The organism is Pseudomonas sp. Larv2_ips (assembly GCF_963879675.1).
Lineage (GTDB): Bacteria > Pseudomonadota > Gammaproteobacteria > Pseudomonadales > Pseudomonadaceae > Aquipseudomonas.
Map to the genome: position 1 here is coordinate 141,772 of NZ_CAWOAW010000027.1, position 13,145 is coordinate 154,916.

12 protein-coding genes are annotated in these 13,145 nt (G+C 54.3%); 9 read left to right on the plus strand and 3 right to left on the minus strand.

Annotated features, from left to right (window positions below):
• Nucleotides 1-334: 334 nt before the first annotated feature.
• From AACV02_RS17620 to mobI, 5 genes are all read left to right on the plus strand, one after another.
• Nucleotides 335-1,699 (plus strand): transposase, encoded by a 1,365-nt coding sequence (locus AACV02_RS17620; protein WP_119741009.1) that lies wholly within the window; start codon nt 335-337, stop codon nt 1,697-1,699.
• A gap of 369 nt (nt 1,700-2,068) precedes the next feature.
• Nucleotides 2,069-2,548 carry a hypothetical protein gene (locus AACV02_RS17625; protein WP_157986849.1) on the plus strand — a complete coding sequence of 160 codons (480 nt, stop codon included), beginning with the start codon at nt 2,069-2,071 and terminating at the stop codon, nt 2,546-2,548.
• Nucleotides 2,541-3,296 carry a hypothetical protein gene (locus AACV02_RS17630; RefSeq protein WP_119741013.1) on the plus strand — a complete coding sequence of 252 codons (756 nt, stop codon included), beginning with the start codon at nt 2,541-2,543 and terminating at the stop codon, nt 3,294-3,296. The genes AACV02_RS17625 and AACV02_RS17630 overlap by 8 nt, the downstream gene beginning before the upstream one ends.
• A gap of 525 nt (nt 3,297-3,821) precedes the next feature.
• Entirely contained in the window at nt 3,822-4,061 is a 240-nt protein-coding gene (locus tag AACV02_RS17635; protein WP_256680563.1) for a hypothetical protein, read from the plus strand.
• Nucleotides 4,013-4,282: a conjugative transfer protein MobI(A/C) gene (gene mobI / locus AACV02_RS17640; RefSeq protein WP_256680559.1), complete on the plus strand. Its 270-nt coding sequence runs from the start codon at nt 4,013-4,015 to the stop codon at nt 4,280-4,282. Before AACV02_RS17635 ends, mobI begins: the two co-directional genes overlap by 49 nt.
• Before the next feature lie 379 nt (nt 4,283-4,661).
• On the opposite strand, the gene AACV02_RS17645 is transcribed toward mobI, so the two are convergent.
• Nucleotides 4,662-5,027 (minus strand): hypothetical protein, encoded by a 366-nt coding sequence (locus AACV02_RS17645; protein WP_119741015.1) that lies wholly within the window; start codon nt 5,025-5,027, stop codon nt 4,662-4,664.
• Between the two features lie 540 nt (nt 5,028-5,567).
• A complete protein-coding gene (locus AACV02_RS17650; RefSeq protein ID WP_119741017.1) occupies nt 5,568-6,536 on the minus strand; it encodes an integrase in 969 nt (322 codons plus the stop codon).
• On the opposite strand from AACV02_RS17650, the gene AACV02_RS17655 reads away from it, so the two are divergent.
• Both AACV02_RS17655 and AACV02_RS17660 read left to right on the plus strand, forming a co-directional pair.
• Nucleotides 6,535-6,693, plus strand: coding sequence for a hypothetical protein (locus AACV02_RS17655; protein WP_157986850.1), 159 nt, complete (start codon nt 6,535-6,537; stop codon nt 6,691-6,693). The genes AACV02_RS17650 and AACV02_RS17655 overlap by 2 nt on opposite strands.
• A gap of 69 nt (nt 6,694-6,762) precedes the next feature.
• The gene (locus AACV02_RS17660; protein ID WP_119741020.1) at nt 6,763-7,329 is read left to right on the plus strand and encodes a recombinase family protein; all 567 of its coding nucleotides are present in this window, start codon (nt 6,763-6,765) and stop codon (nt 7,327-7,329) included.
• Between the two features lie 215 nt (nt 7,330-7,544).
• Here the strand turns inward: AACV02_RS17660 and AACV02_RS17665 are convergent, their stop codons facing one another.
• Nucleotides 7,545-8,576 carry a TauD/TfdA family dioxygenase gene (locus AACV02_RS17665; RefSeq protein ID WP_256680524.1) on the minus strand — a complete coding sequence of 344 codons (1,032 nt, stop codon included), beginning with the start codon at nt 8,574-8,576 and terminating at the stop codon, nt 7,545-7,547.
• An 88-nt stretch (nt 8,577-8,664) separates the two neighbouring features.
• Between AACV02_RS17665 and AACV02_RS17670 the strand changes: the two genes are divergently transcribed.
• Nucleotides 8,665-9,741 (plus strand): hypothetical protein, encoded by a 1,077-nt coding sequence (locus tag AACV02_RS17670; RefSeq protein WP_256680525.1) that lies wholly within the window; start codon nt 8,665-8,667, stop codon nt 9,739-9,741.
• A 2-nt stretch (nt 9,742-9,743) separates the two neighbouring features.
• On the plus strand, nt 9,744-13,049 hold the full coding sequence (locus tag AACV02_RS17675; RefSeq protein ID WP_177413702.1) for a UvrD-helicase domain-containing protein: 3,306 nt from the start codon (nt 9,744-9,746) through the stop codon (nt 13,047-13,049).
• The last annotated feature ends 96 nt before the right edge of the window (nt 13,050-13,145 follow it).

The window sequence follows — 13,145 nt, forward strand, 5'->3', positions numbered from 1 at the left end:
ACGTCCTGCCACACAGTGAGTTCATTACCTGACAGTAAAAGCTTGCATTATCTTTTTTTGACTTCTAAGTTATATTTCAGTCTCAGCGAGCAAAAGATGGCGTTATGATGCCACGGAAGCCCCATTATCCGCATTGCTTTCCTTTGAGTAATTTCTCTACGCAAAATTTTCGTCAGCGCGTCCGTCAGCAGCACCTCACACGCACCAGCCGACTGACTGCTGCCGTTTTCAGCCGGTCGCCACAGGCAGAAATCGACCGATTCTGTTGAAAAAGTAGCTCCCCTGTTTGACCTGCGGCAAAATTGCTTCATTGGACGGCGGGGGATCACAGAGCATGATGGGACAGTTATCGAGTGGGCAGGACCGGCTGTTTTACTCGTTCAACCTTGAAGATCACATCCCAGCCAATCATCTTCTGCGCAGCATTGATCAGTGTCTAGATCTGAGTGACCTGCGCCATTACCTCGCCGATTTCTATAGCCCTATCGGGCGTCCGTCGATTGATCCTGAACTGATGATACGCATGCTGATCGTGGGCTATTGCTACGGCATTCGCTCAGAGCGGCGGCTGTGCGAAGAGGCGCATTTGAACCTGGCGTATCGCCGGTTAAGCCTTGAAGATGAAGTCCCCAACCACTCGACCTTTTCCAAAAATAGACACGGCCGTTTTCGGGACAGCGATCTGTTTCGCTGGTTGTTCAATGAAGTGCTGCGTCGTTGCATGGTTGCAGGCTTGGTCAAAGGTGAAGGCTTTGCCGTGGACGCCAGCATCATCAAGGCGGATGCGAGTCGGCAGCGCGGCGTACCGGGTGATGAACAGATCAACTGGAGCGATCCGGCCCTGAGCACTCGCGCCGTGCGTGAGTACCTTGAAGGCCTCGAGGAGGAGGCTTTGGCCGAAACGCTACCGAAACGCCTGTCGCTGACGGATCCTCAGGCCCGCTGGACGGCTGCTCCAGGCGGCCCTGCTTTCTACGCTTACTCCACGAATTATCTGATCGATACCGAGCACGGCGTGATCATGGGTGTGGAACCCACACCGGCTCATCGAACCGCAGAAGTCGAAAGCACCAAGCCGATGATCGATCGGGTCGAAGCGCAGTTCGACATCAAGCCGGAACGCCTCATTGGCGACACCGCTTACGGTACCGCGCCGATGCTGGGCTGGATGGTGGAGGAAAAAGACATCGAGCCGCATGTGCCGGTGTGGGACAAAACTGAGCGCAAGAACGACAGCTTTTCGAGTAACGATTTCTACTGGAATGAAGAGGCCGAGGAATACCGCTGCCCAGCCGGCAACCCATTGCGCAGCGAATGGCGAGCCTTCAAGAACGAGTGTTCGCACGTCACCAAAGCCAACACCATCATCTTCCGATCCAGACAGACCGACTGCGCGACATGTCCGATGAAAGCCAGGTGCTGCCCGGACACTTCGATTCGCAAGATCGCTCGCAGCGTCCATGAAGCCGCTCGCGATGTGGCTCGGCGCATTGCCGCAACGCCGGCATATCAGCGATCTCGCCATGAACGTAAAAAGGTCGAAATGTTGTTTGCCCACCTCAAGCGCATCCTGAAATTGGATCGCCTGCGGCTACGTGGCATGAGTGGCGCGACGGATGAGTTCACGCTGGCCGCTGCGGTGCAGAACCTGCGACGGCTGGCCAAATTTTCATCTCAAGGGCCACCAGTCACCGGATAGGTGCGCCTGAACCAAGCAAAAAACCTCAAATTAACCCAATAGCAGAGCAGCAAAGGTCACCGAAGGGCCGAAAAACCACTCAATGTGGTGAGTAGGTTCTCCGGTGGTGGTCGCGCCTGAGTTCATGCCATTTGAAAATCCGACTTTTTCAACAGAATCGACCCATTGCAGCCCCTCGCATCCGGCAGAGGTCGGCCAAGATCAGGCAGTCGCCTACGTTTTGTCATCAACTGCATTGCATCAGGCTGAGTGCAGGACTATTGAGCACAGGCTTGGAGATTTGTGCTGATTTTTCTCGGTTTTCTCGGGGGTAGACACGATGACTGGTGAGTAGTAACTTCCAGCCTTAGAAGAGGCGCCACTATTTAGATGGACGATATCGAAACCAAGGATAATCGTATGGGTAGTCCTGTTAAGTCTGGGAAATTGAATTTTTTTGATATTTCCACAGATAACTTGAGGAAAGAATTCTCCCTACAGGAGCTTTCAAACAAAATTGAATCCTTAGTCCCTCCAGACTCTGGATTTAAAGAGGTCTCCTCATGGGAGGAATTTGAGTCTATTCGAGGCATGCTCCGCTTCCTTGCTGACTACAAAGAACGGACAGAGAGCGAGTACTTTATTTCCCCCCAAGCGGAGCAGATCTACAACTTAGTCAAGTTGCAAGGAGAGGCTCAGCAAAAAGCTCTAGGCATTACTGTTGGGCTTTATAAGAACAACGCCAAAGCGAAAACCTGGTGGCGCAAATTGTCGTCGACCGTTCACCCTGATAGGTGCAAACATTCAGGTGCCACGTCGGCGACAGAAGAGCTGAATCGCCTGTATAAGGAGATGACGGGAAATGGGTGATAACGATAAGCAAATACGCCCACTTTTCAACACTCGGCAGGGTATCGATTTCGACTTGAAGCAAAATTTGCCCGCCGATCTTAACCTCGGCGCAGCACGTCGCACATTTAATGCTTGGCAGTCTGGAACACTCACTGATGCAACGGGGCAGATTTGGATAGATGAGAAGCATCTAAGTGATATCTGGAGGACGGATCATGGAACTGCTGCTTTTTTCGTGGGCGGCATAATCCCGCACGACAGGGCAAATTTTTCTGGTCGTCAGTGCGTGAAGTACTCAGCTGTTGTGTATAGACTTAATGAGATACTTCAAGGACCAACAACCAATAAACGCCGTGAATATCTTCGCTTATCTGAGATTATTGGGCTGCACGCTAGGGACGCGAGTCAGGCGGAGGTGCTTAGGCTGCAAAACTCAGAGTCTGTTAATGACGCCAAAAGGCGATTGAAAGGGGATAGAATTCGAGCATACAGCATTCAGCTTGATGAACTTACTGGTCAGCTTTTGGAGCTTAGCACTTGTGAGTTTCATCATGTGAGGCGACAGTCAGGGCATTCCGATCTCATTGGCATGATTTGGAATGGGCTTATAATAAATAAGTCAACACATAGCTTGATCACGAGCAAGCATATTTCTGACGAACATCAGTTGTACGAGCTATGTATTCTAATGTCCTGGCTTACAGATTGGTACGAACGTTATAAGGTGGATGTGGCTGCGCACTATTTCGGGCGAGGACGATACTGACCAATTATTTTTTTGCAGGGCTTTCATCGATCATTCATCCTAGTAAGCCCTAGGCATTGTTGGAGGCTGGGCTTACGGGTGCGAAGGAGCATTTGAAATTTGATCGTTCCTCACTGCGCTTCTGCACAATAGCGGCCGTTTGTGGAGTGTCGCTATGGGGCGCAAGCTGCCCTCCATGATCGGCAGCTTCTGGCCGCTGTCTGCCGGTCGTAACTGATATAAATCGGCCAGTTGTAGCTAGGAAGGGATACACGCCCGCACACTATCATCTGCTTCTAAGATGTTGATCTTGTCCCGCTCAGCTCAAGGCTGCCGTCGTCATCTATTGTGCGTCCTTTGTACGTTATGTTTTTCTGCGACTGACGTGTCGTCATCCGTCGATCATCTGGCGTTAGGTAGGATGACAGCGAGAGCCAGACTACCCACTTTCGGTAGATTTCCGACGGTAGAACGGTCTGAAATCGAACTCCGCGTGCTCATCGATCGGTCACCATTTTGGCTCTTACTGCGAAGAGAGCCTTGGCCATGAGTAAAGACGCACAAACGATAGTCACCCTGCTGGATCAGCAGTACGAGCAGCTGCTTGCGGACGCGAGATGCTTGGTAGCAAGCTATGTGGATACGTCCATGAAGTTGTACAAAAAGACCGGGGTCAAATCTGTTGTGGTCGGCGTATCAATCAAGCAAGTGAGCCCGAATGCGTATTCGATCTACTGGTGCAAACTGGTGCCGCTGCAAGGACAAAAAACAAATTCGCGCCCCTGACTATTGCCAAGGGGAATGGCAAACATAAATACCCGGCTTCCTCGTTTGAGTTTGTTGAATACCCATACCGTCACCTCGTTCTGCAAGTTGAGGGGCGGCTTGCTGAGATTCGCAGAGTTGCGAGCGACAATCGTCAGCTACGTCGGACGTTGGTCGCTTATGAGAAGAAGCTGTCTAGATACCAAGCGCTTAATCATAGCGACCTCTATTCGGGAGGGTAGCGGCTGAGTACCTATAAGCAGTGCCGAACAGATTTGACCCGATTGTAAATCCCGAATGCCCCGTGCAGCTTGGTCTGGCGGGGCTTTCTCGTATCAGCAGTGAACTACGGCGAGATATATTGCTGCGCTTGATCAGGGAAGGCGACGGGTTCGGGCTATAAGCAGTGTAGGGCGCTAAATCTACTCGCTGTCGGCCATCAGGCCCATGCAGGCGGGGGCGGAGGCCGTGTTTGCTATTAGCAGTGACGCTTACGACCAAGTCAGCCGGCCAGCTTTGATCTGTATTAGTAGTGAAAGGCTTCACTTTCATAAAATAAACATTGGTAGGTGCCGGTCCAGCTGGTACCTGTGTCGCGCAGCGGGTGGTGACGGTAACGCGCTACCCCTTACTGCCTCGCTGCTGTTCGAATGCAATGCGGTTCATTACGCAGATGGGGATTGGGTAGCCCTGGATGTGGGTCGTAAGAGCCTCGTTGCCTGCGATCACCATGATGCAGGATAGGCCTCTGCGGAAGCGCATTCCTCGTCCCGAGTAATTGCGCGGGATGATCTCCCATGATTCGTCGTCGTAGTAAAAACCAACGATTTCTGACCAGTGCCATAGGATGCCCGCACCCATGATGCCTACTGGGGTCAGGCAGAAAATTTCTACCTGGGTTTCCTGCCCAAGAGGTACAGCGTAAACACGACCGTTTGGTGCAATAGGTGGGAAGTACAGCCCGTTACCGAGGCGACGAAATTCCATGCGTGTGTTCCGGATAGATGAGGTCGCTAGACACTCTCCGGTAGCTTTCGGAAAACCCAAGATCAGATGTTGCCTGCGAGTCGGTGCACGGGTTTTAGCGTACTGGGCAAGCTAGCTCGCCACATGGAGGGCGTGCATGTTGCTGATCTATACGCTTCGGCGCTCCGGTAACTTCGCTAGGCTGCGGAAATTGACAGCCGTTCTGAAGTCATCCCATGACCTCATAGGCTTGGGAAAGTACTGCGTATCGCAGCGGTAGGGTGCCTTGCCGATGGATTTGGGAAGCGCCCGCTGCCAATGGCAGCGGACAGTTTGTTGCAGGTATCTGGTCGCTCCGCTGAAGGCTCAATCGTCGCCGTGCTTCTTGTCCAGATACGCTGCGACCATATAGCCAATTGCACCTGCGATAGTCAGCACACTGATGACGGCAAGCACGGCATATACAAGCAACTCAAAGCGATCCATACCCTGACTCCTTTGATTCGAGGTCTGCCAAGGTTAAGGGCGTCTGATCTAATCCCAAATCTGCTGTGCGATGGCTTAGCGACTGATAGCAGCGGCTTCCTTCCGCAGGTCGGCTCGGGCACCGACGTACGCATCAGTTTCCCAGATACGCATATTTCCGAGCTCGTAGGCGACGTGATCCCGAGCCTCCAGATCCTCATCGTAGGGAGCTTTTCCCCCAAGAATCGGGGCGTGGTGACCAGACAGTCGCCGGTAGAGCTCGCAGGCATATCCCGCGCGACAATCATCAATGTTTAGTCCGTGAGAAAGTAAAAGCTCTTGAGCTGCAGGTAGGTTCTTTAATTTCCATGTACGCCAAGCTGCTGGCGTCGCCTGACTGCTGCCCTGAAGTTTTTGAAATGCCGCGGCCTTCTCCAAAATTACAATTTGCTCAGGGGCAGAGATATTAATGATCCGATGCTCATGTTTATCTTTGCTGAACACATAAAAGATGTTTTCTTCTTCGGCGTCCTTGTGAGCATCTTCTGCGTCGAAGTAAAAAGCCTCAAGCAATGACATGCCGAGGTATCGAACTGACCTAATTAATGTTGCTAGCTGCTCTGAGTAGAGAGCCTGAATATCCACCATCACGGCTTCAAAGTAAGTACGGTCAAGACTGCGCGGTACGGTAATCCGTGCATGGCTTGGAAAGCCAAGACGGCTACCGACGTTAGCCGCTGCGCCTTTCCAGCGCCCATTAGTTGCGAAGCCCATCACTGAATATACAGTCTCAAGCAGGCCAGACACGCTTTGCAGCGGGAGATTTCCTTGGTATGCCTGGATATAGAGCTCTTCCCCGTACTCCCTCACCAATTTTTTATTGACGAATTCCAGGATGTCTACCTCATGAGACTCGTTGGCATAAACACTAAACTGCGCCCATTGCTGGTCGTGGATCATGGCCTCGTGCTGACTGAGAAGCCCGCGCCGGACTGCCTCCCTGAGAATTGCCGAACCGACCTTGGTCAAGTCCTGATCAAAATGTGCGTGGAAACTCTGCTTCATGGTCATTCCTCCATTCAGCTCAGGTGCTGAGCTGCTGAAGGAAATGTTGAGCGAGGAAAAATATTCTGGGGTTCGTTTTCGGTCGCTTTCAGCGCCTGAAATTGACGAGCGCATCCGTCCGGTAAACGGTCGTTTCTGGCACACCTATTCCGGTTGATCTTTTGGGCTTGGGATTTACCACTTTCCTGTCACTTTTCCCGTACCGGAATCAGTGTGAGAAAAACGTATGGGAAAACGGATTGGGTACGCCCGAGTTTCGACTGATGATCAGAATCTCGACCTGCAGCGAGATGCACTTGCCCTGGCTGGGTGCTCCGTAGTTTACGAAGAGACCATGAGCGGCAAGTCAGCGGATAGGCCGGAGTTGCGGCATTGTATCAAGGCCCTGCGCAGCGGTGACACTCTGGTCGTGTGGCGACTGGATCGTCTCGGCCGCTCGCTGCCAGACCTGGTTGGGATCGTCAGTCGCTTAGAGCAGGAAGGGGTGGGGTTCGAGTCGATCAACGAACGAATAGAAACCACCAGCGCCGCCGGCAAGCTGATCTTTCATGTGTTCGCAGCCTTGGCCGAGTTCGAGCGCAACCTGATTCGAGAGCGTACCCGCGCAGGGCTTGCAGCGGCTCGCGCTCGAGGGCGGAAGGGGGGACGCAAGCCGGCTCTGGCTGAGGCGCAGATCCGTGAAATTAAGGCCTTGCTAAAGGATCCAGAAATTCAAGTTGCTAGTGTGGCGATACGGTACGGGGTTTCGAGGACAACGTTGTATCGTTACCTGCGTAAAAACATTCACGAATGATAGTTTTCCGTGATTCAGTTTTTGGATAAGCCCGGTAGGGGGCAACTGGTTTGGCGACGCCTGGTGGACGTTGAATGATCACCAGCGATCATCCACGCTGCGAGCGCTTAGCGGAAGATACGCCTGAAAGCCTGGCTGGGCACGAGTTTAGCGAAGCGGGGAATGACCTAAGCTGGGATGCCGATTGAGGACCCAGCCTGGCCGATGCTCAGTCCTTAAGGGAAGAGCATGAAGGTGCTGTCAGGATGGCGTTGGGAGTCGTCAAGCTCGGAGGTATCCAGCCCGTAGGTTCGAAGCATCCAGCGGGACTGCCCACCGTGCTCTTCACCAACCTTGGTTCGCCCATGCAACGCAATGCGATTGTTGACGATGGCGATATCGCCCGGAGCAAGCGTGACGGGGATGAAGCAATCCAAGCAGGCTTTGGCCAGTGCTTGCATCGCTTGCTTGGCGGGGGACTCACCGGCTGCGGCTGTTTGTGTAGAGCTGTGGCTGAACCGGATCCAGAAGCCACTGTTCATACGGAACAACAGTTGGGCGTCGTCGACTAGCAATTCCTGGCCCAGGATTTCTTCCATACCGTCGCGGAAGGTCAGCTGGGACTGCAGGATGTACTGAGGTTTCTGCAGCTCGTGTATGTCCTGGGGATCCAGCTGGTTGAGGATGGCATCGAGGGGCATCACCGTGGTCGGGACGGCATTCGGGTTGCGCAAGGCCGACAGACAAACGAAATCGGGCGAGGGCGCGATCCGAGAATCTTCAGGATCGCGATGGCCCCGGATTGGGAACGAAACCCCGTCCGTGTGCCCGTTCATTTTTCCCTGGGATTTTTCCGAAACCCGACCTTCACCCGGGATCACCACCAGGTTCACGAAGAGATCGCCGCCGTTTTCTGAGCCATATGAAACTGCGTCCGCGCCTATGGCAGCCAGGGAAAGGATCGCCGTGGCGCGAGCGACCAGAGTTCCTGCGCAATCAGGAATCGGGCGGAAGTCGAGCGGTGTATCGGGTATGCCTAGGGGATCGAATACGCTTCGCAAATGCAAGCATGGCGTCTGCCAAGCGAACCCGTGAACGTCAGTGCGCGTGCAGCCCAGTTTAGCCAGCTCAACGTCCAGCGCCGGCAGCATCGCGAGACCAAACGCAACCGGGTCGCACAGCTGTTGGGTCATCTCTTCGGCGGTGAGTTGCGATCTCCAATTCGAGACAACAATTCGCAAAGCCGTACAAAAATGAGCGTCGATCAATTGTGTGCCTACGCAAGCAGATGATATAAATGTGATATACGCCAGCGTGACCTATCACGCGTCTTCTTGCCAGCGATCGTTCGGATCCATGAAAAAGCCCAGTCTTAAGCTTGCCGATTATCTCAACGGGTGCGCTAGTTTTCTAGCCTGCCTGAAGCCTTACATGCATCTGACCAGAACCTCCCAAGGCGTCAGATGTCGGCTGACTCTGCCTGATGGTAGCTGTGTCGACGTGCAAGGGCAGGACGAGCCTCATATCGCGCTTAATCTGATGCACGCGCTTGTAAACCTGATGCCTGAAGCGCAGCGGGTAGAACAGAAGGAACAGCAGTCTGTCTCAACCAAACAGCCTGTGGCCAATTCCCAGGTAACGGAGACGATCATGCATTCTGACGTGAAGGCAAAACAGATGGATGAAGCTACTCGTAAGGCCCGGGAGCAGATCGGCGTTACGACGAAGGTAACCCTGCTGGCAGAAATTGATGCAGTCGCAGAGAGGCGAGGGGTGTCCCGTGCAACCGCAGCTCGTGAATTGCTTCAGGATGGACTCGCTCGCTTCAATCAAGAGTCCAGAAGCAAAAACACCTCGAAGCTGCTAGCGGAGTATGAGCGCAAGGCGAATGATTTCTTTGGCGCCAAGACACAGAGCTGGAGTATTCGAGCGGATAGACGCTTGGTCATGAAAACCCGCCTGACTGCGGGAGAGTACGAGCGCACCACTTCGTCGTTCGTCACCGGACTGCTTGCCGAGGCCTTGTCACATAATGTCTTGGTGGTGCCAACCAAAGAGCAGAACCCGGTGATCACTGATGCGTCTCTTGTCTTGGCGATGGAGGCAATCAACAGCGTGCGCGGGCCGAAGGCTAAAGCGATAGCAGTTGAAGCTGGTCTGGGTGAGAACCGTACCCTGGCGAACCTTATTCTAAGCGGGTCTGTCTTCGCGCCGGCCCGTGTTATGCGCAAGATGGCGGATTTTCTTCAGCTTCAGCTCGACGTGTTCTCTGTAGCGTTGGAGCGTCGTTTCAGAAGCCAGCCGATCCCCGCCTTCAAAGCGACATCAGGAAAACCTGAAGTCGATTTGCAGCGTAAGCCTTGGGCGGTAGCCGTTAAAGAGTTGGAGCTACCGGCAGACGAGGAAGCCCGTTTGTTGCAATTGGAGGGTTAAGCATGAACCCCTTTGACAGGGCTCGCCGGAAAGCCATGGATGTCCGCGAGTCGCTGGTGGGGTTGGCTGACTCGCAGGCGGCGGTGTCATCAGTAAAGCTGCTCGCCAATGCAGAAGAAATACTGGGTGTTGCGATCGAGCGCGTTCCGCCTACTCACTCGATTCTGGGTGGCACTGATGGAGTACTGAAGCGCAACGACGAGACTCTCTTCATTCGAAAGGACGTCGGCGATGCGGAAGCGGCTTACCTCATCGCGCACGAGCTGGGTCATTGGTTTCTCGACGCCAATCTGTCAGAGACTACCTACGCCGACCTGCAGGCCCTGACGGCATCCGAGGGGAGCGAAGCGACCGTAAAGATTGATGCTTACGGCGCTCACGAACGTACCGAGCTGCAGGCAAATGTGTTTGCGCGGGAATTACTGCTCCCTCGAAGCGTAGCAAAGCAGCAGTACCTGGCCACCATCGGTGCTAGTCAGCTCGCCCACCAGCTGACGATACCTCTGGAGGTTGTCCGGCAACAGCTGTTTGATGGTCTGCTGTTGCCTATCTTGCCCACCGTCATGCCCTCGGCGTTGCCAGAGATGACATACACACAACGTGTGGCAGCGCATGCCGAGGAAACTTTCGTGAACGTGGTGGCAGGGCCGGGCACCGGCAAGACAACCACATTGGTGCATCGCATCAAGCACCTGCTTGAACAGGGAGTGTCTGCGAGCAAGATCGTGGTGCTGACCTTCACAAACAAGGCTGCTGCCGAGTTGATCGAGCGGCTGGCCGCATCGGGCATCAACAACGCCTCCAATGTTTGGGCTGGAACATTCCATGCGTTCGGTCTGGAGTTCCTGCGCAAACATCACGACCTGTTTAACCTCAGCGCCGACGTCAGCGTGGCCGACAAGCTCATGCAGGTTCGGCTGATGGTCGCGTGTCTGGCCAAGGTCAGGCTCAAGTATTACCTCCGGCTGCAGAATCCTTATGACTGGCTCCCGGATGTGATCGAACACATCAAGCGCTTGAAGGAAGAGTGCCTGACGGTTGACGACTATCGGGCTCGCCTGCAAGCCCTGCCTGCGTGCGATCAAGACATCCAGGATGAGCGTGAAGACATCGCTACGCTCTTTGAAGCCTATGAAGAGGCGATGCATAAAGAACGCTGGGTCGATTACGTCGACCTTGTGGCATTTCCTTCCATCCAAGCGCGGCGTGCCCGCTCGACGGTATCTGGGTATTTCGACCAGTTTGAGCACGTCTTGGTCGATGAATACCAGGACGTAACTGAGGTCATGGTCGAATTGATCCGGCAACTGGCCTTGAATGCGGCATCGGTCTGGGTTGTGGGGGATGTCCGGCAAGCGATTCACCACTGGCGTGGCTCTTCCATCAGGAGCTTGATCGAATTCGACAAAACGTTCAAAAGCCTGCGGTACATCGCGCCGACTTACAAACGCTACGCGCTCGATCTGAACAGGCGAAGCACGCCTGAAATCCTCGATCTGTTCAGCTGCGCCGGCACACATCACGCACTGCACCAGTTGATGCCACTTGAAACCGTCACGGCCTATCGGCCCTCGATCGGGGAGATTCCCAGGCTCTATCAGTGCGATTCCAATTTGTCCCAAGCCGCTACTCTTGAGGCGTGCATCAGGACGCTCGCCGCACAGGGCATTCCCTATCGGGAGCAGTTGGTGATTAGTCGCAGCTCGACAAACATCGACCAGATGGTCGATGGGCTAAGGAAGCGGGGAATTCCCATTCTACACCTGGGCGATATATGTCAGCGGCATGAGATCAAGCGCCTCTTCTGCCTGATGGAGCTGCTATGCATGCGTCAGCCTCGGTCGCTGGTAGGGCTGATGAACGATCCGCGTTTTCCCATGACGGTGCAGGACATCGAACTGCTCATGCGTGTGACACGAAAGGGCAGTGGTACCGAGCTTCAGCGCGGGCGGTGGATTTGGAAAGACATACCAGGGCTTTCGCAACAGGGACAACTGGCTAAAGCAAACCTCGGAATGCTGCTTCACGGGTTTACGCGCAATACCAAACCCTGGATTTTCGTCGCTACGCTGATGCTCGATCGTCGTTACGGCTTTCCCGATCCGAACGACCTCACCATTGAGGCGCACTCTGAGCGGCTCGCGCTGTGGCTATTTGTCTACGCTGTGCGCAATGGTGATGGGGATGCCACCCAAGCACGCCTAACCAAATTCTTGCTCAGGGAGGAGCTGCGTCGTCGGATCGGCGAAAAGCTGGCTGATCGTGGCATGCCGCCTGAGGTCAGGGCACTGGACGCTGTAAACGTGATGACGGTGCACTCCAGCAAAGGCCTTGAGTATACGGCGGTACACCTGACCAACGTGGACGATACGGCGTATGGGCCTAACCGCCCGTTCTTTTATGATCCCCGCCCGCTGGAGTTGATCCCTCCGGTGGTACTCAACAGCACCGATGACGAGTTCGCGTTTGAGGAAAGGGTAGAGCGGAACAACCTGTTGTATGTCGCGCTTTCCCGCGCACGCGATCATCTGTACCTCTATCAACTCGCCGACACGATCCGCCCGGCGCCATTGAACGCAGCAGGCAAAAAGCTCCGGGTGTTGAACGGTATACGCGAGCGGGCTGTACCGCCGGCGCCTTTATCACCTGGTCTGAGTGCACCCCTGGCGCCGGTCAGTTACGAGGCCTTCGTGGCCTACATGAATTGCCCGCTTCAGTACCATTACCGGCATGAGCTGGCCTTGACCGCTGAGCAAGAGATTGATGTTTCGATCCGGGCTCGGTGGGCCGTCACCGAGATGATGTTCGAGGTGGCCAAGAATGGTGCTGTTCCTCAGGAGGCCTTTCAGGCTGCCTGGATAAGCCATTTCCTGCCATTGAAGACCGAAGATCCACAGCTTTACGAAGATGCTGTGACCGCTGCCAAGCGTGGCCTGGTGCTTCAGGGGAACATTGGCGGAAACCTTGTAGAGGGGCTCGTTTCTGAGGTTGGAGGGCTGTTGATCGGCCTGCCGTGGATGCTGATGACCTGGAGCGAGCTGCACTGGATCAGGGCCCACGAAGGTCAATCCAACACCATGAAGCATTTACGCCCAATGATGGTGAGTTTGAACAGCGCCGGGGTGCGGCGGGCAACAATCTACTCGCTGATTACGGACAAGCAGATCAGTGAGGGTGCTTCGCGCGGAATCGACCGCACAACGGTTTACAAAATGGCCAAGCGCTTCATCGCTGGCGACCGTTCTGCAAACCAAGGCAAGAGCTGCAGTCGTTGTGCCTATTTGAGTATTTGTAATAGTCAGCCTTGATATTGTTACGTGTCATTGGATGGCCAATCGATATTTCTGAACAAGATCGCGCGAAGAGCCGAGGTCTTGGTATGGATTCGTTAAAGGGGTGTGGGC

Coding starts and splice junctions, on each gene's coding strand:
- AACV02_RS17620 (WP_119741009.1), top strand. CDS start 335: ATGATGGGACAGTTATCGAGTGGGCAGGACCGGCTGTTTTACTCGTTC.
- AACV02_RS17625 (WP_157986849.1), top strand. CDS start 2,069: ATGGACGATATCGAAACCAAGGATAATCGTATGGGTAGTCCTGTTAAG.
- AACV02_RS17630 (WP_119741013.1), top strand. CDS start 2,541: ATGGGTGATAACGATAAGCAAATACGCCCACTTTTCAACACTCGGCAG.
- AACV02_RS17635 (WP_256680563.1), top strand. CDS start 3,822: ATGAGTAAAGACGCACAAACGATAGTCACCCTGCTGGATCAGCAGTAC.
- AACV02_RS17645 (WP_119741015.1), bottom strand. CDS start 5,027: ATGGAATTTCGTCGCCTCGGTAACGGGCTGTACTTCCCACCTATTGCA.
- AACV02_RS17655 (WP_157986850.1), top strand. CDS start 6,535: ATGGTCATTCCTCCATTCAGCTCAGGTGCTGAGCTGCTGAAGGAAATG.
- AACV02_RS17650 (WP_119741017.1), bottom strand. CDS start 6,536: ATGAAGCAGAGTTTCCACGCACATTTTGATCAGGACTTGACCAAGGTC.
- AACV02_RS17660 (WP_119741020.1), top strand. CDS start 6,763: ATGGGAAAACGGATTGGGTACGCCCGAGTTTCGACTGATGATCAGAAT.
- AACV02_RS17670 (WP_256680525.1), top strand. CDS start 8,665: ATGAAAAAGCCCAGTCTTAAGCTTGCCGATTATCTCAACGGGTGCGCT.
- AACV02_RS17675 (WP_177413702.1), top strand. CDS start 9,744: ATGAACCCCTTTGACAGGGCTCGCCGGAAAGCCATGGATGTCCGCGAG.